Below are 20,078 nucleotides of genomic sequence, written 5' to 3' on the forward strand. Positions count from 1 at the left end.
GCAGGAGATCAGCATGTTCATCGCCATGAATCGTTTTCGTGTCGCCAAGGGCTCGGAGGCCGCCTTCGAGCAAGTCTGGGCGTCGCGCGACAGCCATCTCGAGAGGGTGCCGGGTTTCGTGGAGTTTCATCTGTTGAAGGGCCCCGAGGCCGAAGACCACACGCTCTATGCCTCGCATACGATCTGGGCGAGCCGCTCAGCCTTCGAGGACTGGACCAAGTCGGAAGCCTTCCGCGCCGCGCACAAGGGCGCCGGCGACAACAAAGTGATGTATCTCGGCCCGCCGCAATTCGAAGGCTTCGAGGTGCGGCAAACGGTGGGCGGGAAAAAGTAGGACGTTACTGCGCACTGCGCTCAATGGCGTCCATAAACTCGCGCAACAATAGTAGCTTACAAAAAAAGTGCGGCCCCGGTCAGACGCGGCGACTGACGGGACCGCTGGCGCATGATCTGTGACGGGGGGCTGATCAAACGCCGGGTGACGCTAGCGTTGCCGTGTTACGCCGTCGTGACAGTTGGATGATTGAATCAGTAAGGTTCGCTGCGTGCCGTTACAGCGCCTTGCGGTAGACGATGAAGCCCGAACGCTCCGCCACCTTGTCATAGAGAGCCTGCGCGACGGCATTGGTCTCGTGGGTCTGCCAGTAGACGCGCGGCGATCCGGCACGTCGGGCCGCGTCATAGACCGCCTCGATCAGAGCCCGGCCCGCGCCCTTGCCGCGCGCGGCATCCGCCGTGAACAGATCGTTCAAGTAGCAAAGCGGCGCGATCGTCGTGGTGGTGCGGTGAAACAGATAATGCGCAAGTCCAAGCAATTCGCCATCACTTTCGGCAACGACCGCATGGACAGGCTCATAGGCATCGAAGAAGCGCGACCACGTGATGGCAGTCACTTCCGGCGCCAGTGCGGTGGCGCCGCTACGTCCATAAAATGCGTTGTATCCATCCCACAACGGCAGCCACCGCTGGTAGTCCTCGCGCGTGACAGCGCGGATCGTGAGCATCTCGGACATCGTCAGTTCGCATCACCCTACGTGAACACGAACCTTCGATACGCGGCACAGCCGGTAAGATCAATCCGGCTCGGATGAGGGTTGCAGAGGCGGCTCAGCGGCGCGGACTTGAACCACCGGGCCATCGCTGAGCGGCCAGAGCGAGAGCTCGCCGCGCCGTTCGATGGCGATGACGAGGGAAGCCGCCAACAGGATCGCAAGAGCCAGTGTGACGGCAACAATTACGACAGTTGATTTCATCGCCATGAGCTGCGCGCGAGACGATCATCGCCTTTTGTCGCGAAAACCGCGATGGGTTGTCATAATGGCTTTGAAACTACGTCGGAACGAACAGGCTGGCTTTGATCGAGAGGACGGCGATGGTGACGCTGACGCAGAGCGACAGCGTGCCGACCGCGATGATTGCGACCACCATGTTGGTGAGATGCGACGACAGCGTGAGTGTCGTCTCGCCGTGGAAGCCGCCGTCGGACAGGTTCGGGCCAGAGCCAGGCCGCCGCGACATTCGCGACGGGTGGTTGCCGGGAAGACTCGCAAGCCTAACGAGCGTGGCGCAACGCGACCGAACCATGAACCGGAATCCCTTACACGGACATGCGCGAGCGAATCACCCGCAGAAGTAAATTCTAAGGGAATGCCCGGCAGGATTGCGGCGGCGCGGGGTGAAAAAAGGCAAAACCGGGGCAATGCAGGAGCTTGTTCCCGCTAATCGCGATTTTTTACCCGCTATTTTTCTTTTTGCTCGAGCGGGAGCGCAAGGTTCCGGAGCCCGCATCCGCTGAGGTGGCGCAGGGGGCGCGAACGCCCGGTCACTAGTCGTAGTCGGCGGCGATGCCGGCGCTGTCGACCAGGTCGGCCGGCTGCCACTCCATGGTGACGAAGCCGGGCGTCTGCTCCACCCGCCGCAGCCAGGAACGCACCCGCGGAAACGTCGACAGGTCATAGTCGCAGCGATCCGCGACATGCGTATAACCATAGAGCGCGATGTCGGCGACCGTGAGCTGGCCGGCGGCAAAGTAGTCGTTGCTCTTGAGGTGGTTCTCCATCACCTGCAGCGCCGCATAGCCGCGCTCCATCCAGTCCTCCAGCGCGTGCGTCTGCAGGTCGCGGCCGCCCTTCACCAGCAGGAGCCAGAAATAGGCCGCGCCGATATTCGGCTCGAGCGCATGCTGCTCGAAGAACATCCATTGCAGCGCTTCCGCGCGCTCGATGCGCGACTCCGGCACCAGCGGCGTGCCGCCCGCCACATACCAGAGGATCGCATTGGACTCCGCAATGTGGCGCCCGTCGCCGACCTCGAGCAGCGGCACCTGGCCGCTGGGATTCATGGCAAGGAAATCGGGCGTGCGGCTTTCGCCTCGCAGAATGTCGATCTCGATTGCATGATAGGGTGCGTTCAGAAGCGCCAGCGCAAGGCGGACCTTGTAGCTGTTGCCCGAGCGCTGCATCGAATAGAGCTTGTACATTCGGCCGTTTCGGTTTGAGCTCCACGCGCGCGATACCCACGCGCACGATACCTAAGCAGGATAGCAAATCGTCCTGCAATGCGGCCAGACAATGATGCGGTTGGCGGCGCGCTGCAAGAGCCGGGGGCTGGAAAAAGTCGAAAACCACTGCCGCACTGCAGCGGCGAGCAACAACTTACGTACAAAGCGTGTCGAATTAAGATCACGCTTGCGCGATATGCGCCGGCACACCGATCTCGCTCGCGCGATCAAGCGACGCGCGCCGCAGGGTGAGAGCGAATAGCATCAGCATCACGATCAGTCCGAGCGGAACTGTGGTGAGCCCGGCGACGCTGCGCGACAGCAGCGGCACGATCCAGGCACAGGCGAGCAGACTGATCTCATAGTCGCGGAAGCCGTGCGCAAGCCCGTGGCGTACGAAGAAGACGATCGCAACAGCGAGGACGACGAGATCGTAATCGAGCACGTAAGGCGTCGCCAGCAGGCTGGCGGTGGCCAGCGCCGAGGCCTTCAGCTCGAACGCAGCATCGCTGTGCCAGAGCCACGCCACGCCCGCGGCGAGCAGGAGCGCAAGTGTTGTCTGCACGACATAGGCGGTGTGGATATCAGCGCCCCAACGTCGTGCGGCGGAGAACGCCGATTGGATCTTCTCCCAGCCGGTGCCGCCTTGTTCGAGCACGACGGTCTGGGTGAAATTCATCGACTGGAAGAAGGCATGCCAGACTTCGCGGCCGAGCGCGAGGTAGCTGATCGCGACCAGGGCTGCGACGGTGGCGGCAGCGGCCGCGATGGTGGACCAGCGCGAGCCCGCGACCAGCGCGAGCGGGATCAGCACGCCGAATTGCGGCTTGTAGGCGAGCAGGCCGATCAGGACACCGGCCAGCCAGGGCCTGCACTCCAAGGTGAGCATCGCGCCGCCGAGCAGCGCCGCGGTGAAGAACGCGTTCTGGCCATGACCGATATTGACGAACGTGGCCGGAAAGGCGGCGGCGACAAGCAGAGTCTCGGGGCGCGGCAGGATCGCCCGCATCACAGCGAGATAGGCAGCGAGACTGGCAAAGACCCACAGCGCAAGCCCGCCGGCATAGGGCAGCAGCGCCGTGACGGCGGCAATGGCGAAGAAGAACGGCGGATAGTGCCAGCCGAAGAATGGTACGTCGCGGCCGTCGAAGACGGCCTTCTCCGCCGCGTGCTGCAGCGGCGGGTCATAGGCATCGGCCGCGTGACCCTGAAGGGTCAGCACCCCTGCCGCATAGACGTTGGAGAAATCGGTACCGATCGGCTTGCCGTTGCGGTCGACCAGGTGGTCGGATAGCGCAATCCAGCCTATGACGGCCACCACCGTGAAGCTCAGGAGCATCACGCTGTAGCTCTTGATGCGGGCGGCCGTCAGCCAGTCGCCGGTTCGCAAGGCGCGAAGGATCTCGTTCATTTTGGCCGGCAAATCCGAATAATGTTGCGCGGCAGCGTAACCGGCCGGCTTTAACGTTCCCTAAACTGTTGGCAGGGTTGCGCCAACGTTCTTGCGATGCAGCGCGGCACGCCGTACGATGCACTGTTTCCCCAACATGACGCGTCGTGGCCGGACAACGACCCATGACGCCTGCTCAAGGAGCTGATGATGCCTTTTCTCGCCGCTGCGCTCGACCGTGTGAAGCCGTCCGCGACCATCGCGGTCACGGACAAAGCGCGCGTCCTCAAAGCGGCGGGCCGCAACGTCATCGGCCTTGGCGCTGGCGAGCCGGATTTCGACACGCCCGACAATATCAAGCAGGCGGCGATCAAGGCGATCCAGGACGGCAAGACCAAGTACACCGCGGTCGACGGCATTCCTGAGCTGAAAGAGGCGATCATCGCCAAGTTCCAGCGTGAGAACGGGCTGTCCTACAAGCCGAACCAGGTGATCGTCGGGGTCGGCGGCAAGCAGGTGCTCTACAACGCGCTGATGGCGACCATCAATCCGGGCGACGAGGTGATCGTGCCGGCGCCTTATTGGGTCAGCTATCCCGAGATGGTCGCGCTCGCCGGCGGCGAGCCGGTGTCGGTGGTCTGCACCGCCGAGCACGGCTTCAAGCTGCAGCCGCAAGCCCTGGAGAAGGCGATCACGCCGAAGACGAAGTGGCTGATCCTCAACTCGCCGTCGAACCCGACCGGCGCGGCCTATAGCAAGGCCGAGCTGAAGGCGCTCACCGACGTGCTGGTCAGGCATCCGCATGTCTGGATCATGACCGACGACATGTACGAGCACCTGGTCTATGACGAGTTCGTCTTCACAACGCCAGCGCAGATCGAGCCGAGCCTGCTCGACCGCACGCTGACGGTGAACGGCGTCTCGAAATCCTATTGCATGACCGGCTGGCGCATCGGCTATGCTGGCGGGCCTGCACAGCTGATCAAGGCGATGGCGACCATCCAGTCGCAGTCGACCTCCAATCCGTGTTCGATCGCGCAATGGGCCGCAGTCGAAGCCTTGAACGGTCCGCAGGACTTCATTCCGAAGAACAACAAGATCTTCAAGGAGCGGCGCGATCTCGTGGTCTCGATGCTCAATCAGGCCAGCGGCATCGAATGCCCGCGCCCCGAGGGTGCGTTCTACGTCTATCCGTCTTGCGCCGGCACGATCGGCAAGACCGCGCCGTCCGGCAAGGTGATCGAGAACGACGAGGCGTTCGTGACGGAGCTGTTGGAAGCGGAAGGCGTTGCGGTCGTGCACGGCTCAGCGTTCGGCCTTGGTCCGGCCTTCCGCATCTCCTACGCGACCAAGACCTCCGATCTCGAAGATGCCTGCAAGCGTATCCAGCGCTTCTGCGGCAATTTGAGGTAGTCGGGCAACAGACTCCTCGAATCCAAAAAGGTCAATTTCCGCTCGGGAAAGCGCCATGTTTTCAACATGGCGCTTTCTTTGTGTCTCATTGCAAGTTTGTAGCGTCTGCGGAGATCGCGTTGAAGCGCCTTGTCCTGTTGCAGATCATGTTGCTGGCGGTATTCGCGCCGCGCGCCGATACCCACGAAATCAGGGGCAATGAGATCAGGGCCCATGAGATCACGGCCCGTGAGATCGCGGTCAACGAGATCAGGCCGATGCGCGCCGGCATCCTCGAATGCGAGGGCCGCGGGGCTGCGGGCTTTTTCGTGACCTCGTCGGCGCGCCTGCGTTGCATGTTTCGCAGCCACGGCCATCGCCCAGAGCGGTATGCCGCGAAACTGCGCCGCTTCGGCCTTGACCTCGGCGTCACCGCGCACACCAGGCTCGCCTGGGTCGTGAATGCACCAATCAACGAGTTCGGTCGCAGCGAGTTGCGCGGACGTTATGGCGGGTTCACAGCCAACGGCTCGGCCGGTGTTGGCTTCGGCGGCAATTTTCTCTTCGGCGGATCGGATCGCGCCGCCGCGCTGCAGCCGATCAGCCTGCAGGGCCAGACTGGCCTCAACGTCGCCGCCGGCGTCGCCGAGGTCGAGCTGTTGCCGGTGCTGCCACTGCATCGCAGTCCGAGCCATCCGTCTTCCTATTTCGCACGACTCTATCGTTGAGGACTCAGCAGAGTGCATGAACAACGGTTCAGGAAAACCTGTTATCAATGGTGATGTCCTGCCCTTGGCCAACACTTAGTCCGCGCGCGCGTTCATCGTTCATGTTTCCTGATTGTTATTTGCAGCAATATGCCAGCGGGCTTCTGGCAGGAGGCGTTTCGTTGTGCCATAGATGTGACGTCCGCTGATCGCGCGTCCTGATCATCGGGTCTGCATCACATCTTTCATTTCATCCGGAGTTTTGTTCATGCGCTCGTCTCTCCTTGCGGGGCTCACAGCCATCGTCATGGCCGGCAGTTGCGTCGCCGCCAACGCGCAGCAGATGGATCGCGTCCGCGTCGGTGTGCTGGAATGCCGCGGCGGCGCGAGCATTGGATTTATCGTGGGCTCGGTGACCCATCTCGGCTGCGTGCTGCGCGCCGACGGCGTGCCGGAGGACCGCTACATCGCCACCATCCGGAAAGTCGGCGTCGATCTCGGCATCACCGAGGAATCGACCCTCGCCTGGGTGGTCTATGCGCCGGTTGCCCGGCTCGGAATCGGCGATCTCTCCGGTGACTATGCCGGTGCGCAGGGCTCCGCGGCCGTCGGCGTCGGCCTCGGCGGCAACGTGCTGATCGGCGGCTCCGCCAATTCGATCGCGCTGCAGCCGCTCAGTGTGCAGGGGCAGGTCGGACTCGCCGTGTCTGCCGGCCTCGAAAGCCTGGAACTGCGTCCGGGACGTTAATCTTCCTCTCATTGTGAACATGACCTCTCCCCAGGTAGGGAGGGGTCGCGCTCTCTGCATTGCAGCGACGTTTTCCAGCTTGCCAAAGCAGCAGCACAGGCAGAGCATGGACGATCGCCGACCCAATCAAGGGCCGAGCTCCACATCGAGGAGACGGCGAATGGGACAAGACGTCAGAAGTCCCCGCGGTCCACGGTGCATCGCACTGGTGGGCCCTTTTCAAAGCGGTAAAACCACCCTGTTAGAGGCGATCCTGGCGCGGACGGGCGCAATCCCGCGCGTCGGCAGCGTCGATGCCGGCACCTCCGTCGGCGATGCCAGCCCTGAAGCGCGCCATCACAAGATGAGCACCGCGCTGACGGTCGCGACCGCGACGTTCATGGGCGACAGCTACACCTTCCTCGACTGCCCGGGCTCGATCGAATTCGCGCATGACATGCGCGCTGCGCTGCCGGCGGTGGACGCTGCGATCGTGGTCTGCGAGGCGGACGAGAAGAAGCTGCCGCAGTTGCAGATCATCCTGCGTGAGTTGGAAGAGCTCGGCATTCCGCGTTTCCTGTTCCTGAACAAGATCGATCGCGCCAATGCGCGGATCCGGGAGACGCTGGCGACGTTGCAGCCGGCCTCGCGCGTCCCGCTGGTGTTGCGGCAGATTCCGATCTGGAACGGCGAGCTGATCGAAGGTTTCGTTGATCTCGCGCTGGAGCGCGCCTTCGTCTATCGCGAGCACAAGGCCTCCGAGGTGATTGCGCTCGAGGGCGGCGATCTCGATCGCGAGAAAGAGGCGCGCTTCTCGATGCTCGAGAAGCTCGCCGACCATGACGACGCGCTGATGGAGCAGCTGCTCGAGGACATCCAGCCGCCGCGCGACGCCGTGTTCGACGATCTCGCCCGCGAGCTGCGCGAGGGCCAGATCTGCCCGGTGCTGCTCGGCTCGGCGCTGCGCGAGAACGGTGTGCTGCGGCTTTTGAAGGCGCTGCGGCATGAGGCGCCCGGGGTTGCCGAGACCGCCAAGCGTCTCGGCATCAAGGAGACGAAGGAGGCGCTTGGCTATGTTTTCAAGACGCTGCATCTGCAGCATGGCGGCAAGCTGTCGCTGACGCGGCTGCTCGCCGGTCATCTCGACGACGGCGCGACCTTGCATGCGGCCGCCGGCGAGGCTGCGCGGGTCTCCGGCATTCTGGCCGCCAATGGCAGCTATGACAGCAAGCGTGCGGCGGCCGAGGCCGGCGACACCGTGGCCTTGTGCAAGCTCGACTCGGTCAAGACCGGCGACACTGTCGCAACCGGCAAGACCGCGCCTGCGGCGCTCGCCAAGGTCGAGCCGTGTTCGCCGGTGCTGGCGATGTCGATCGCTGCGGTCGACCGCAAGGACGATGTCAAGCTCGGCCAGGCGCTACTTCGCCTCAACGAAGAGGATCCGTCGCTTTCGATGGTGCAGAACCAGCGCACTCATGACACGGTGCTGTGGGGGCAGGGCGAGATGCACTTGCGGGTCGCACTCGAACGTCTGCGCGATCGGTTCGGCGTCAATGTGAAATCGCATGCGCCAGGGATCGGCTATCAGGAGACGATCCGCAAAGCCATCACCCAGCGCGGCCGGCACAAGAAGCAGTCCGGCGGCCACGGCCAGTTCGGCGACGTCGTGCTCGACATCCAGCCGCTGCCGCGCGGCGAGGGCTTCAAGTTCGCGGAGTCCGTGGTTGGCGGCGCGGTGCCGCGCAACTACATCCCGGCGGTGGAGGAGGGTGTCGTCGATGGGCTCACGCGCGGGCCGCTCGGCTTCCCCGTGATCGATGTCGCGGTCACCCTGACCGACGGCTCCTATCACAGCGTCGATTCGTCGGATCTTGCGTTCCGCACGGCGGCGCGGGTCGGGATCGCCGAGGCGCTGCCGCAGTGCGCGCCGGTGCTGCTCGAGCCGATCTACACGGTCGAGATCGTCTGCCCGACCGATGCGACCGCCAAGATCAATGCGATCCTGTCGGCGCGGCGTGGTCAGATCCTGTCGTTCGACACCCGCGACGGCTGGTCGGGCTGGGATTGCGTGCGGGCGATGATGCCGGAAGCGGAGATCGGCGAGCTCATCGTCGAACTGCGCTCGGCCACGGCCGGCGCCGGCAGCTTCACCCGCCAATTCGACCACATGGCCGAGGTGACGGGCCGCGCCGCCGAGCACATCATCGCCGCGCATCGCGACGCGGCGTGAGCGGTTTGGCCACGCCTTGAAGATGAAAATATGGTCTGGCATCCTTGCCGGACCATATTCTTCCTCTTTCAATCTACCCCTCAGCATTGTCGCCCGTGCGTGATATGCCGAGCCGCCGGCTGATCTCATCACTACGACGTGTAGTGGAAGGTTCGAACTCGCGCTTCAGTCGCCTTGGCTTGCTTTGGTCGAGACAGAAACGAGGCTCCAATTGAAACCGCCGGTTCGGGCTATCTTGCCGGGTTCCTCCGGCCACTGTCGTATCGTCCACTTCAACGCGGGAGACCACCAAAGTGTGGTCGTATAGGCTAACCGGCCCTGCCAGTAGTAGGTTTTCCGAATGTTGAAGGCCCAATACATGCCTGCAGGTACGACGGCCAATCCGAACTCGACCACCTCATATTTGATCTCGCTATACTCCCAAGGTGACCCGTACTTGCTGACGCTTTCCGAATAACCGGTGCGAAGCGGCCAGATGTTCGCGATGAGTTGCTTCTGGGCGAGGTCCTCGTCGCGGAGATGCGGGCCGACGCCGCCATACCAATCATAGACGCCTTGAGCGTCTGATCTGATCCGGCAATTGAGTTGGTCTCGTTCGATCGCGACCATTCGGTTCGGACGATTCGTATTCCAAGCCGGAACATCGTACGTAAAAACGGTGCCAGGATCGGGGCAGCCGAACTCCGCGACGGGCGCAAGCGAAGACGGAAACGGAACGAAGAATGCGTCCTGGCTGGTGGATCCGGCGAGCGCGACTCCGAGGCAGATGAGGAAAAGTGCCAGCGCTTTCATGCCGTCTCATCCAAGCAAGACCCGCGACATCGTTTGGGTGTATCGGTGGAAAGTTACCGCCCCTTCCGAAACATGCGGACAATATTATTGGTCAATGCGGTGGCCCATTCACTTGCAAGACAGTTGTCAGATGATTTATTTTACATCATTGTCTTGATCTCATGCATCAATTATGGTGTATGTCACGTGAGGCCATCGTGATCACGTCGTTCCAGATGCGGGCAGCGCGGGCGCTGCTCGGGATAGATCAGAAAGCTTTGGCCGAACTGGCTGGCGTGTCCTTGCCGACGATCCAGCGGATGGAAGCCTCGACGGGCAATGTCCGCGGCGTCGTGGATACGCTGACCAAGGTCATCGACGCGTTCAATCGTGCGGGCGTGGATCTGATTGGCGAGCATGCGCGCAGCGACGATGGCGGGCGCGGGGTTCGCCTGAGGGAGCCGGGGCCGCCCCGCCGCGTGGGCCGTCACATCGAGACTGAGCGCGACGCATCATAGGCTCGTTGCGCGGCACGATGGGCTGTTGTCTCGTCGTGTCCAAGGGCATCCGTCGCGCCACGTGCTGGGCGCCGTACGGTGTCGTGGGAGCATTGCGGACATGGATATCGCCAGCGAGCGCGGGACGCGGAGCCGGGTTGGGGCGCATGAGCCGACCTTCGCCGAACTCTATGCGCCAAAATTGCTCACCGTGCTGCGCGAGGGCTATGGCGTCGCCGACCTGCGCGCGGACGCGCTCTCCGGCCTGACCGTCGCGATCGTCGCGCTTCCTCTGTCGATGGCGATCGCGATCGCCTCCGGCGTGTCGCCGGGCCGTGGGCTCTACACCGCGGTGGTCGGCGGCTTCCTGGTGTCGCTGCTCGGCGGCAGCCGTTTCCAGATCGGCGGTCCGGCCGGCGCGTTCATCGTGCTGGTGGCCCACACCGTTGATGTCCATGGTCTCGACGGCGTCATCCTCGCGACCATCATGTCCGGCATGATGCTGGTGATCGCCGGCTACCTGCGGCTCGGCACCTACATCAAGTTCATCCCCTATCCGGTAACGGTCGGCTTCACCGCCGGCATTGCGGTGATCATCTTCGCAAGCCAGCTCAAGGATCTGTTCGGCATCACGCTGATGGCCAAGGAGCCGGGCGAACTGATCCCCAAGCTCGTCGCGCTGGCGCATGGCGCGCCGAGCGCCAATGGCTCTGCGGTCCTGCTCGCGGCCTCGGCGATCCTGATCATCGTCGGGTTGAAGCGGTTGCGGCCGACCTGGCCCGGCATCCTGATGGCGGTGGCGGTCGCCGCCGCCATCACCTGGGCCTTCGATCTGCCGGTCGAAACCATCGGTACGCGTTTCGGTGGCATTCCGCGCGAACTGCCGCTGCCGGCTCTGCCGGCGTTTTCGCTCGCCAAGGTGCAGGCCGTGTTCCCGGACGCCATTGCGTTTACGCTGCTGGGCGCGATCGAGTCGCTGCTGTCGGCCGTGGTCGCCGACGGCATGACCGGCCGGCGTCATCGCTCCAATTGCGAATTGGTGGCGCAGGGCTTCGCCAATGTCGGCTCGGCGCTGTTCGGCGGCATCTGCGTCACCGGAACCATCGCACGCACCGCGACCAATGTACGTGCCGGCGCCCGCGGGCCCGTCTCGGGCATGCTCCACTCGGTGTTCCTGCTCGCGTTCATGCTGATCGCGGCGCCGCTTGCGAGCTACATCCCGCTATCCGCACTGGCCGCGGTGCTGGTCGTGGTGGCCTGGAACATGGCCGAGAAGCAGGAATTCGTCACGCTGCTGCGCTCCTCATGGGGCGATGCCGTCGTGCTGCTCGCGACCTTCCTGCTCACCATCTTCCGCGACCTCACCGAGGGCATCCTGGTCGGCTTCGCGCTCGGCGCGGTCCTCTTCATTCACCGCATGGCGGAAATGACCGGGGTCGAGGACGGCACCCCGCTCGTCGCCGAAGATCGCCCGGATTTCGACGATGCGCGTGTGCCCTACAATCCCAAGCTCGGCGCCGACAAGGACGTGCTGATCTACCGCATCACCGGCGCCTTCTTCTTTGGCGCGGCTTCGACGGTCGGCAGCGTGCTCGATTCCATTGCCGACCGCCGCAAGGCCTTTGTGGTCGATTTTTCCGCCGTACCGTTCCTGGATTCGACCGCCGCCAATGCCATGAGCCGGGTGGCCGCGAAAGCCAAACGCCAGCGCATCAGGCTCTTCATCACCGGCGCTTCGCCCACCGTGCGCCGCGCGCTGCTGATGCATGGCGTGCGCCCACCGATGGCGCGTTACCGTGAAAGCATTGAGCGGGCGGTCGCCGACATCAAGAGCGGCGAAGCGGCCCAAGACATCGCGGCCGAGGCGCTGGCCGCGAGCTGAGACGTTCAAGCGCTTTGAATTTTCCCCAGCCTTCGTCCAGACTATGCGTCGCGGCTTCGGTGCACAGCATGGACCAGCTTGATCTGGCGCGAAGGATGAAACGGCTGACGGCTTGGCTGGATACACAGCTCCAGCCGGACGGCCTTGCCGGCAGGCGCTTCCAGGGCCTCCCGTTCGGGGACGCCTATCTCACGATTGATCCTGAACATCAGGCGCCCAACGCCTCCGGTAACCTCAACCGTGTTCACCTCTGCGGCGCGGAACCCGGCATGAGTGCCGACGGCGTCCAGCACCTGATCGAGTTCTTCGCCGAGCGCGGTGTGCAGCGGTTCTTTGTCTGGCTCAGCCCGGGACCCGATATGGACGAGGCAAGAAGCCTGCTCGGCGCGTTCGGCTTCTTGCGCAATCCATGGACCGGCTATCCCACACTCATCCGCGAAGGTCGGGAACCCGTGCAGGCCGAGACCGATCTGGACGTTCGCGAGGTCGGCCCGACTGAGATCGCCGTCTATCGCGAGCAATTGGGGCCAACGCTCTGGCCGACTTACGCGGCGTCCGCCGGGAAGGACGGCTTCTTCCACTATATGGCGTTCGATGGCCACCGGCCGGTCGCGATCGGAGTGCTCTGCCTGTTCGAGGACATTGGCTACTTCGCAATGGCAGCGACCGTAGAGAGTGACCGCAGGCGCGGCGCACAGCAGGCGCTGATTGCGAGGCGCGTAGCACAGGCCGAGCGCCTCGGCTGCCAGGTCCTGGTTTCCGAGACGCTGCACATGCTCGAGCATTCCTACCGCAATCTGCAACGCGCGGGGTTCGTGGAGGCCTATGACAAGGAGGTTTACGAGTGGCGTGCACGAAGCTAGGAGTCCGAGGCCAGCATTCGCATTCCCGCCCGCGAGCACCTCTTGCGAGCCTTGGCACCGAAGGGCCGCTAGCGCCGGGACTCTAGCTGAGCATGCTTGATTCACCCCGCAACCTCTTCCTCGCCCTCGCGTTGAGCGCGCTCGCAGGCTTCGTCGACGGCATCGGCTTTCTGCATCTCGGCGGCCTGTTCGTCTCCTTCATGAGCGGCAACTCGACCCGCATGGGTGTCAGCCTTGCCGAGGCGCATTGGGGGGACGCGGCCTATGCGGCCGGCCTGATCGGCCTGTTCGTGGCGGGCGCCGCCCTTGGCAGCCTGATCATGCGCCTTCGCAGCGCCTATTCGCAGGTGCAGCTGTTGATGGTCGAAGGTGGGCTTTTGACCGCGGCGTTGTTGTGCCACCTGATGGGCCTGCCGCAGAGCGCAGTGGCCGGCATCGTGCTGGCGATGGGGCTGGAGAACGCGGCATTCCGGATCCGGGGTGGCGGGGGACTGGGCTTGACGTATGTGACCGGCGCGCTGGTCAAGGTCGGCCAGCAGCTTGCGGCCGCGCTAACCGGCGGACCCTGGTTCGGCTGGGTTCCCAACGTCCTGCTCTGGGCCGCACTGGTGACAGGTTCGGCCGTCGGCGCCTGGACCTATCTCCGGATCAACCTGATGGCTATCGGGGTTGCCGCCGGATTTGCGTTCCTGCTCGCTGTGTTCGTGGCCGCAACCGTCACGCGCAAGCATTGACTCAACGGCCCGCTTGGCCGATGTCACGGCTATGACCGCCGCTCCCAAGCCCCGCGCCGCCTGCCTGATCGGCTGGCCGGCGGCCCATTCGCGCTCGCCGCTGATCCACCATCACTGGCTGCATAAGCTTGGCATTGCCGGCGGCTACTCGATCGAAGCCGTCCCGCCGGAGGAACTGGCCGACTTCATCACGCATCTTGCGAGGCATGGCTTCATCGGCGCCAATGTCACGATCCCGCACAAGGAGCGTGTGCTCGCATTGACCGAGCCCGATGACCGCGCCCGCGCGGTCGGCGCTGCCAACACGCTTTGGTACGACGGCGATGGCGTGCTGCGTGCGACCAACACCGACGTCGAGGGCTTCGTCGACAATCTCGATGCCGCCGTGCCCGGTTGGGATCGCACCGACGAGGCGCTGGTGCTGGGCTCGGGCGGGGCCGCCCGCGCGGTCGTATTCGGGCTGCTGGAGCGCGGCATCGGCCGCGTTCATGTCGTCAACCGCACCTTGGCGCGGGCGCAAGGCCTCGCCGATCAGTTCGGCGCGCGCGTGGTGCCGGCCGGGTGGGACAGCGTCGGCGCGCTGCTGCCGCGTGCCGGCCTGTTCGTCAACACCACCTCGCTCGGCATGCACGGCCAGCCGCCGCTCGCATTGGACGTCGGTGCGCTACCGGAACAATGCGTAGTCGCCGACCTCGTCTATGTGCCGCTCGAGACGGAATTGCTGGCATCCGCGCAGGCGAGGGGCCTGCGCACAGTCGACGGCCTCGGCATGCTGCTGCACCAGGCGGTGCGCGGGTTCGAACTGTGGTTCGGCGAGCGCCCGCAAGTGACTGGGGAACTGCGAGCGTTGGTCGAAGCCGATCTCACAAGGGCTTGAGGACGGAATAAGCCCGGCGACGAGGCGTATTACTCCTCGTCACCCGTACGATTTCGTGCGGGACCTGGATGAGAGTTCATCCTTGGTAAGCTCCGGAGCCTATCATGTCTGTTCGTTCTGCCTTGATCCGTCCTCTTGTCGTACTCGCAATGGTTGCGGCGCCGTCTATGCTCGCAATTGCGCAACAGGCGCCGGTGCCGACGCGGGTGCGCGGCACCATCGAAAGCGTCGATGGCAACGTGATCACGGTGAAGTCGCGCAGCGGCGAGGACGTCAAGCTGCATATGACCCCCGATCTGCGCGTCGTCGGCGTGGTCAAGGCGCAGCTTTCAGACGTGAAGGTCGGCTCCTTCATCGGCGCCACCACGGTGCCGGGGCCGGACGGCGCGCCTAAGGCAGTCGAGGTGCATATCTTTCCGGAGGACATGCGCGGCACCGGCGAGGGCTCTCGGCCATACGATCTCAAGCCGAATTCCAGCATGACCAATGCGACAGTGTCAGAAAGCGTCGTCTCTAATGACGGCCACACGCTCATGGTCAAGTACAAGGGCGGCGAGAAGAAGGTCGATGTGACACCGGATACGCCGGTCGTGACGTTCGTGCCCGCCGACAAGTCCGAGCTGAAGGCTGGCGCCAAGGTGATCGCCTTCATGAAGCAGTTGGCGGACGGCTCGTTCGAGACCAGCCGCGTCAGCGTCGGCCGCGACGGCATCACCCCGCCGATGTAACAGACGCCGCTTCGGTACGTAGTTCCCCACGATCCGCCGCGCCCCCGTCACAGGAATAGCCTTCCAGCGGCGGGGTTCGCAGGGGTTGATCGTTCAGCATCGGTAGGAGAGGTTATGTCAAAACTATTGTCCTTGAAGTCGGGCCTTGCGGCGCTTGCACTCGGTCTCGTCTCCACGCTTGCGCTCGCTCAGCAGCCAACGACCGTCCGCATTCGCGGCCAGATCGAGGCGGTCGATGGTCCCGTGCTCACCATCAAGACCCGCGAGGGCAGCGATGTGAAGGTCAAGATGACCGACAACGTCGCGGTGTTTGGCGTGGTCAAGACCGCGCTGTCCGAGATCAAGGAGGGGTCCTATATCGGCGTGACCGGCATGCCGCAGCCGGACGGCACCCAGAAGGCCATCGCGGTGCATATCTTCCCGGAGAACCAGCGGGGCGCTGCGGAAGGTTTCCGGCCCTGGGATCTGCGGGCAAATTCGACCATGACCAACGCGACCGTCGCGCAGACCGTCAAGGGCACTGACGGTCAGAATATCCTGGTCAGGTACAAGGACGGCGAGAAGAAGGTCGTGGTGCCACCGGACACGCCTGTGGTCACCTTCGTCGCCGGCGACAAGTCGGAAGTGAAACCCGGAGCGCAGATCATCATCTTCGGCGCCACCAAGAAGGACGACATGCTGGAGGCGAACCGTGTCAATGTCGGCCGCGATGGCATCACCCCGCCGATGTGACGGCAAACTTGTTATGCCGCTGCAATGCGGGCCACAACAACAGTGTCGTCCCTGCGAAAGCAGGGACCCATACTCCCAGGCTGCGAAGTTATGCGAGCTAGTCAGCTAAATGGGATCACTCAAGTCCACTCCGGATTGTTGCGTTCGATCAACTCGATTTTCTAGTCGCGCTTCCGCCGCCTGAGCTGCGTTTCGCGCGTGGCAGCACAAAACGAAGGTTCAACCGAACCTGCACGTCTCACAGGGATTCGAATCGGCGTTATTCTCCTGTCGGAGCGCGCTGATCCAGCCGCAAGCCGTCGCATCCGCGACAGCTGGGACATGACTCCTGCACCCGTTCGATTGCCGAGCGGCGCAGACTCGCGGGGTCCAACTCGCCGTCGGCCGCCAGGTTCAAGATCTTCTCGGCGAGGCATGCCAAGAATGATGGAGTCCGCTGTGGACCGGGCACCGTTCGGGCAGCGTCTCGTAGGACATCCCGTAAGATGGTGCAACGATCGGCTCGAGGCTGATTGAGCATGACGGGGGACATGACGCTACTCCGCGAAATCCACAATTCCTGTCGTGGAAACAGTTGTCGTGTCGGCTCCCTCGCCAGCAAATCGTCGACAGGGAGAGGCGATTTGGTGTCGCGGGCGGAAAGTCGATTTTCCGCTTCGCGCCACTCGGTTTCGCTCGTGATCAGGTCACGCAGCGGCCGGGCTGCAGACTCCTGGCAATCTCGGTCAGGATGCTCACGCTCGGCTCGCAGGCGATCGGGCGCTCGGCGTCCCGCCGCTTGATCCCCTCAGACTTGATCACGGGTCGGGATGATGAAGCTGCTGTGCCCGTTGTGTTGCGCACGGCTTCTGCCGGAGCCGGCGCCGCCGGAATACGGAGGACAAACGACGTATCGGTAAACTGAGAAAGATGAGCCGAGATGGTCTTAGTCTGCCCGATGGCGGGCAGAGCCGGTGCACGGTCCGCCTTGGCGGACCGGTTGACCGAGTTGGCTGTGGTTGAAGCTGCGCTGGACAGCCCCACGGTCAAATCGTGCTCTGGAGCAAACTGCACCGCTGCGACGCTCAGTGCTGCTGCAATCGCACTAAGAATAACTAGCTTGCTGGTATCTGGCATGGCCACCGTTCCCTCGCCCTGCTAGCGACTTCAAAAAAAGGCCGTCGAAACTTGCCGTTCGACGGCCTTTACGGTTCGCGTGTGATGTGGGGACAACCGTGGGGGCGGTTTGGGTCATCACACCGACCGAAGATGGCAACTAAGGTCTAGGACAGGTCCACCTTCATGTCCTCAACGCGCCTCAGTGTCTTGGGCAGATTGCTCTTGGGCAGCTTCGCGAACTCTTTCGCGAGCAGCTCGAGCAGCACTCTTCGCCTGCTCAGGTTCGCTTCGGTTGCCAGCCGTGCCTTGTAGAGCTCAATGTTCTGAGCAGTGACAAAGGTCGCGAGCGCATCAGCATTCGAACTGTCATCAGGCTGCGCATTTGGAGGATTGACCGCCTTCATGAGCCCTCCTCGAACCTTTCAAAAGTGCGGCGCCGGTTTGCGGCCTGGGCACTTGACCATTGGCAAAAAATCTAGCGGTGGGCGCATCGGCGAGTAACTCGGGGATTCGCGAGCTAGTAAACCTACGGGATCGAGCGGTATCCGGCGCGCCGAAACCCGTCCGGCCTGGAATGTTCACGGCGTTGTTCGGAATCAGGGAGTTGATCCTGATCAAATTGGGGGGTGGCGCGGCTGCTATCAGGCTTGCTGGCTGATGCTAGGGAAAGCGCTGTGCCTGGCAAATCCGTGATCCATGTTGTCGAAGATGATCGAGCGATGCGCGAGTCTCTGCTCGATCTGCTTGAGGATGCCGGCTACAAGGTTCGTGCCTACAATAGAGCTGAGGAACTGTTGGCGCGAGGCGCGGCGCTGGAGCCCGGTTGCATCGTCAGCGACGTCCGCATGCCGGGCGTGGATGGTCTTACCCTCCTGCGCAAGCTTCGGGCTGCTGGCCCGAAGCTACCGCTTATGCTGATCACCGGCCATGGCGACGTCTCCATGGCCGTGGCGGCAATGAAGCTGGGGGCTGTCGATTTTCTGGAAAAGCCGTTTGAAGCTGATGCGTTGCTGGCTGCGATTGATGCGGCTCTGCGTCCCGAGCAGAGCGATATCGGGGCAGTTGACGCCGACATGGCGCGCCGTAGCCTCCAGAAATTGACGCCACGAGAAGACGAGGTCTTCAAGCGTCTGGTGGCTGGAAAAGCGAATAAGGAGATCGCAATCGAACTTGGCATCAGCCCGCGCACCGTGGAATTCCACCGGGCGCACATCATGGAAAAGCTGGCGGCGAAAGCGCTGCCAGATCTCGTCCGTCTGTGGCTCTCAAGCAGACTCTCGCAACTTTAGATGAGCGACCAGGCTGCTTCGAAAGCTGCGTGCGGCGGTGCCCCCCTTAACCGGCCGTCGGCCGACGAGGCCTTCGGCGACGAGATCGGACTCATCAATCTCCAGCCGACAGCCAGTCAAAATCGAATCGCGCTCGGGGCAGTCGTGCTTCTGTTCTTCACCGTGGTGACCGTTGCTCCCTTCGCATCGGTGACGCTGCCGATCTTTGCCGCCTTCATACCGTTCCTGAACGCCACGATTCTCGTCACTGATCTGATCACGGCGATTCTGTTGTTCGCCCAGTTCTCGATCTCCCGATCACGCGCGCTTCTGGTGCTTGCGGGCGGCTATCTTTTCACGGCGCTCATTGTCATTCCCCATGCGCTGACTTTTCCGGGGGCTTTTTCTCCGACAGGCTTCCTTGGCGCGGGTATCCAGACCACGGCTTGGCTTTATATCTTCTGGCATTTTGGCTTCCCAGCGGCTCTCTCGGCCTATGCCTTGCTGAAACACGAGCCGTCCGGAATTCGCGGCTCGATCCGGTCTGCTATCGGCCGATGCGTGGCGGTCACGGTTGCAATCGTATCGGCACTGACGGGAATCGCAATTGGGGCAGATCCGTATTTGCCGCGCCTTTTCTCAAGCGCAACGGCTCTTACGACGCTAGGTACGTTCGTCCCGTCAGTTGACTTGCTGGTTTGTGTGCTCTCGCTCGTGTTGTTGTGGGTCCGCCGGCGATCTATTCTCGATCTCTGGTTGATGGTGGTAATTTGCGCGATGATCGGCGAACTGGCTCTGACGGTGGTCCGCTTTAGCCTTGGATTTTACGTCAGCCGCATGCTGTCAATTGCCACCTCGACCATCGTGCTCGTTATCCTGCTTGCGGAGACGACAGGGCTGTACACGCGTCTTGCTCGCGCAAACGCGATGTTGCGACGCGAACGCGACAACAAGTTGATGAACTTGGAAGTGGCAGTTGCGTCGATCTCGCACGAGGTCAAACAGCCCTTGGCTGCCATCGTAATGAGAGGAAGCACCGCTTTGCGATTTTTGGGCTATACCCCGCCGGATGTCGAAAAGGCGCGGTCGGCCCTCAATAATATCGTCACCGAAGGACGCCGAGCGAGTGAGATATTCGATAACATTCGCGACCTGTTCCGGAAGTCCAGTCGCCAGTGGACGGCGATCGATATGAACGAAATCATATCGAACATCCTGGAGAGTCTGCATGTCGAACTGGCAGACCACCGCATTGAAGTGCAGACCGCACTTCAACCGGAACTCCCGCCCGTCTGGGGCCATCGCGGGCAATTGCAGGACGTCCTACTCAACCTCATTCGCAACGCGATCGAGGCCATGGAAGCAGGCGAAGGTAAACTACGGCTCTTGCGATTGACGACCGAAACGCGGCCAAACGATGGGATTGGCATCAAGGTAACGGACACCGGACCCGGCATCGATCCGGAGAGGCTCGACACGATCTTCGATGCCTTCGTGACAACCAAATCCCAGGGAATGGGGTTGGGACTGGCTATCTGTCGAATGATCGTGGAGCGCCATGGCGGGCAACTGTTGGCGTCGTCCGGAGAACGCGGCGGCGCGCAGTTCGAAATCATTCTGCCGATCGAACTGGGTCCCGATGCCTCTGCGAATTGACGACCGGCCTGGCCTGATGCCGCTTT

At 62.9% G+C, this 20,078-nt stretch carries 21 protein-coding genes; 14 read left to right on the top strand and 7 right to left on the bottom strand.

Features of this window, described 5'->3' with window-relative positions; translation table 11 throughout:
* Positions 1-13: 13 nt before the first annotated feature.
* The gene (locus ACQR1W_RS14685; RefSeq protein WP_434851433.1) at positions 14-334 is read left to right on the top strand and encodes an antibiotic biosynthesis monooxygenase family protein; all 321 of its coding nucleotides are present in this window, start codon (positions 14-16) and stop codon (positions 332-334) included.
* A 217-nt stretch (positions 335-551) separates the two neighbouring features.
* Here ACQR1W_RS14685 and ACQR1W_RS14690 read toward each other — a convergent pair whose 3' ends face one another.
* The 4 genes from ACQR1W_RS14690 to ACQR1W_RS14705 form a co-directional block, all read right to left on the bottom strand.
* Positions 552-1,013, bottom strand: a complete 462-nt coding sequence (locus ACQR1W_RS14690) for a GNAT family N-acetyltransferase (RefSeq protein ID WP_434851434.1) — start codon at positions 1,011-1,013, stop codon at positions 552-554.
* Positions 1,014-1,329: 316 nt separating this feature from the next.
* Entirely contained in the window at positions 1,330-1,584 is a 255-nt protein-coding gene (locus ACQR1W_RS14695) for a hypothetical protein (RefSeq protein WP_434851435.1), read from the bottom strand.
* A gap of 241 nt (positions 1,585-1,825) precedes the next feature.
* On the bottom strand, positions 1,826-2,479 hold the full coding sequence (locus ACQR1W_RS14700) for a glutathione S-transferase family protein (protein WP_008968924.1): 654 nt from the start codon (positions 2,477-2,479) through the stop codon (positions 1,826-1,828).
* Positions 2,480-2,681: 202 nt separating this feature from the next.
* Positions 2,682-3,911, bottom strand: a complete 1,230-nt coding sequence (locus ACQR1W_RS14705; RefSeq protein ID WP_434851436.1) for a glycosyltransferase family 87 protein — start codon at positions 3,909-3,911, stop codon at positions 2,682-2,684.
* A 189-nt stretch (positions 3,912-4,100) separates the two neighbouring features.
* On the opposite strand from ACQR1W_RS14705, the gene ACQR1W_RS14710 reads away from it, so the two are divergent.
* The 4 genes from ACQR1W_RS14710 to ACQR1W_RS14725 all read left to right on the top strand — a co-directional run bounded on the left by ACQR1W_RS14710 (position 4,101) and on the right by ACQR1W_RS14725 (position 8,946).
* On the top strand, positions 4,101-5,303 hold the full coding sequence (locus ACQR1W_RS14710; protein WP_434851437.1) for a pyridoxal phosphate-dependent aminotransferase: 1,203 nt from the start codon (positions 4,101-4,103) through the stop codon (positions 5,301-5,303).
* Positions 5,304-5,422: 119 nt separating this feature from the next.
* Positions 5,423-6,010, top strand: a complete 588-nt coding sequence (locus ACQR1W_RS14715; RefSeq protein WP_434851438.1) for a DUF992 domain-containing protein — start codon at positions 5,423-5,425, stop codon at positions 6,008-6,010.
* A gap of 247 nt (positions 6,011-6,257) precedes the next feature.
* On the top strand, positions 6,258-6,737 hold the full coding sequence (locus tag ACQR1W_RS14720) for a DUF992 domain-containing protein (RefSeq protein ID WP_008968929.1): 480 nt from the start codon (positions 6,258-6,260) through the stop codon (positions 6,735-6,737).
* 160 nt (positions 6,738-6,897) lie between these two features.
* Entirely contained in the window at positions 6,898-8,946 is a 2,049-nt protein-coding gene (locus tag ACQR1W_RS14725) for an elongation factor G (protein ID WP_434851439.1), read from the top strand.
* Between the two features lie 165 nt (positions 8,947-9,111).
* Here the strand turns inward: ACQR1W_RS14725 and ACQR1W_RS14730 are convergent, their stop codons facing one another.
* Positions 9,112-9,738 (bottom strand): hypothetical protein, encoded by a 627-nt coding sequence (locus tag ACQR1W_RS14730; protein ID WP_434851440.1) that lies wholly within the window; start codon positions 9,736-9,738, stop codon positions 9,112-9,114.
* Between the two features lie 197 nt (positions 9,739-9,935).
* Between ACQR1W_RS14730 and ACQR1W_RS14735 the strand changes: the two genes are divergently transcribed.
* From ACQR1W_RS14735 to ACQR1W_RS14765, 7 genes are all read left to right on the top strand, one after another.
* Positions 9,936-10,235, top strand: a complete 300-nt coding sequence (locus tag ACQR1W_RS14735; protein WP_035981403.1) for a helix-turn-helix domain-containing protein — start codon at positions 9,936-9,938, stop codon at positions 10,233-10,235.
* 100 nt (positions 10,236-10,335) lie between these two features.
* Positions 10,336-12,096 (top strand): SulP family inorganic anion transporter, encoded by a 1,761-nt coding sequence (locus ACQR1W_RS14740; protein WP_434851441.1) that lies wholly within the window; start codon positions 10,336-10,338, stop codon positions 12,094-12,096.
* Between the two features lie 68 nt (positions 12,097-12,164).
* A complete protein-coding gene (locus tag ACQR1W_RS14745; RefSeq protein WP_434851442.1) occupies positions 12,165-12,959 on the top strand; it encodes a hypothetical protein in 795 nt (264 codons plus the stop codon).
* A gap of 92 nt (positions 12,960-13,051) precedes the next feature.
* The gene (locus ACQR1W_RS14750) at positions 13,052-13,693 is read left to right on the top strand and encodes a YoaK family protein (RefSeq protein ID WP_434851443.1); all 642 of its coding nucleotides are present in this window, start codon (positions 13,052-13,054) and stop codon (positions 13,691-13,693) included.
* A gap of 31 nt (positions 13,694-13,724) precedes the next feature.
* Complete coding sequence (locus ACQR1W_RS14755) at positions 13,725-14,570, top strand: shikimate dehydrogenase (protein ID WP_434851444.1); 846 nt, start codon at positions 13,725-13,727, stop codon at positions 14,568-14,570.
* A 104-nt stretch (positions 14,571-14,674) separates the two neighbouring features.
* Positions 14,675-15,298 carry a hypothetical protein gene (locus ACQR1W_RS14760; protein WP_434851445.1) on the top strand — a complete coding sequence of 208 codons (624 nt, stop codon included), beginning with the start codon at positions 14,675-14,677 and terminating at the stop codon, positions 15,296-15,298.
* A 114-nt stretch (positions 15,299-15,412) separates the two neighbouring features.
* Positions 15,413-16,030, top strand: coding sequence for a hypothetical protein (locus ACQR1W_RS14765; RefSeq protein ID WP_008968937.1), 618 nt, complete (start codon positions 15,413-15,415; stop codon positions 16,028-16,030).
* 681 nt (positions 16,031-16,711) lie between these two features.
* On the opposite strand, the gene ACQR1W_RS14770 is transcribed toward ACQR1W_RS14765, so the two are convergent.
* The gene (locus tag ACQR1W_RS14770; RefSeq protein ID WP_434851446.1) at positions 16,712-17,146 is read right to left on the bottom strand and encodes a hypothetical protein; all 435 of its coding nucleotides are present in this window, start codon (positions 17,144-17,146) and stop codon (positions 16,712-16,714) included.
* Positions 17,147-17,292: 146 nt separating this feature from the next.
* Positions 17,293-17,532, bottom strand: a complete 240-nt coding sequence (locus ACQR1W_RS14775) for a hypothetical protein (protein ID WP_434851447.1) — start codon at positions 17,530-17,532, stop codon at positions 17,293-17,295.
* A 270-nt stretch (positions 17,533-17,802) separates the two neighbouring features.
* On the opposite strand from ACQR1W_RS14775, the gene ACQR1W_RS14780 reads away from it, so the two are divergent.
* Positions 17,803-18,417, top strand: coding sequence for a response regulator transcription factor (locus tag ACQR1W_RS14780; protein WP_434851448.1), 615 nt, complete (start codon positions 17,803-17,805; stop codon positions 18,415-18,417).
* On the top strand, positions 18,418-20,052 hold the full coding sequence (locus ACQR1W_RS14785; protein WP_434851449.1) for an ATP-binding protein: 1,635 nt from the start codon (positions 18,418-18,420) through the stop codon (positions 20,050-20,052).
* The last annotated feature ends 26 nt before the right edge of the window (positions 20,053-20,078 follow it).

Origin of the sequence: Bradyrhizobium sp. HKCCYLS1011, from assembly GCF_051167795.1 — a bacterium.
Taxonomy (GTDB): domain Bacteria; phylum Pseudomonadota; class Alphaproteobacteria; order Rhizobiales; family Xanthobacteraceae; genus Bradyrhizobium.

Coding starts and splice junctions, on each gene's coding strand:
- ACQR1W_RS14685 (WP_434851433.1), top strand. CDS start 14: ATGTTCATCGCCATGAATCGTTTTCGTGTCGCCAAGGGCTCGGAGGCC.
- ACQR1W_RS14690 (WP_434851434.1), bottom strand. CDS start 1,013: ATGTCCGAGATGCTCACGATCCGCGCTGTCACGCGCGAGGACTACCAG.
- ACQR1W_RS14695 (WP_434851435.1), bottom strand. CDS start 1,584: ATGGTTCGGTCGCGTTGCGCCACGCTCGTTAGGCTTGCGAGTCTTCCC.
- ACQR1W_RS14700 (WP_008968924.1), bottom strand. CDS start 2,479: ATGTACAAGCTCTATTCGATGCAGCGCTCGGGCAACAGCTACAAGGTC.
- ACQR1W_RS14705 (WP_434851436.1), bottom strand. CDS start 3,911: ATGAACGAGATCCTTCGCGCCTTGCGAACCGGCGACTGGCTGACGGCC.
- ACQR1W_RS14710 (WP_434851437.1), top strand. CDS start 4,101: ATGCCTTTTCTCGCCGCTGCGCTCGACCGTGTGAAGCCGTCCGCGACC.
- ACQR1W_RS14720 (WP_008968929.1), top strand. CDS start 6,258: ATGCGCTCGTCTCTCCTTGCGGGGCTCACAGCCATCGTCATGGCCGGC.
- ACQR1W_RS14725 (WP_434851439.1), top strand. CDS start 6,898: ATGGGACAAGACGTCAGAAGTCCCCGCGGTCCACGGTGCATCGCACTG.
- ACQR1W_RS14730 (WP_434851440.1), bottom strand. CDS start 9,738: ATGAAAGCGCTGGCACTTTTCCTCATCTGCCTCGGAGTCGCGCTCGCC.
- ACQR1W_RS14740 (WP_434851441.1), top strand. CDS start 10,336: ATGGATATCGCCAGCGAGCGCGGGACGCGGAGCCGGGTTGGGGCGCAT.
- ACQR1W_RS14745 (WP_434851442.1), top strand. CDS start 12,165: ATGGACCAGCTTGATCTGGCGCGAAGGATGAAACGGCTGACGGCTTGG.
- ACQR1W_RS14750 (WP_434851443.1), top strand. CDS start 13,052: ATGCTTGATTCACCCCGCAACCTCTTCCTCGCCCTCGCGTTGAGCGCG.
- ACQR1W_RS14755 (WP_434851444.1), top strand. CDS start 13,725: ATGACCGCCGCTCCCAAGCCCCGCGCCGCCTGCCTGATCGGCTGGCCG.
- ACQR1W_RS14760 (WP_434851445.1), top strand. CDS start 14,675: ATGTCTGTTCGTTCTGCCTTGATCCGTCCTCTTGTCGTACTCGCAATG.
- ACQR1W_RS14765 (WP_008968937.1), top strand. CDS start 15,413: ATGTCAAAACTATTGTCCTTGAAGTCGGGCCTTGCGGCGCTTGCACTC.
- ACQR1W_RS14770 (WP_434851446.1), bottom strand. CDS start 17,146: ATGCCAGATACCAGCAAGCTAGTTATTCTTAGTGCGATTGCAGCAGCA.
- ACQR1W_RS14775 (WP_434851447.1), bottom strand. CDS start 17,532: ATGAAGGCGGTCAATCCTCCAAATGCGCAGCCTGATGACAGTTCGAAT.
- ACQR1W_RS14785 (WP_434851449.1), top strand. CDS start 18,418: ATGAGCGACCAGGCTGCTTCGAAAGCTGCGTGCGGCGGTGCCCCCCTT.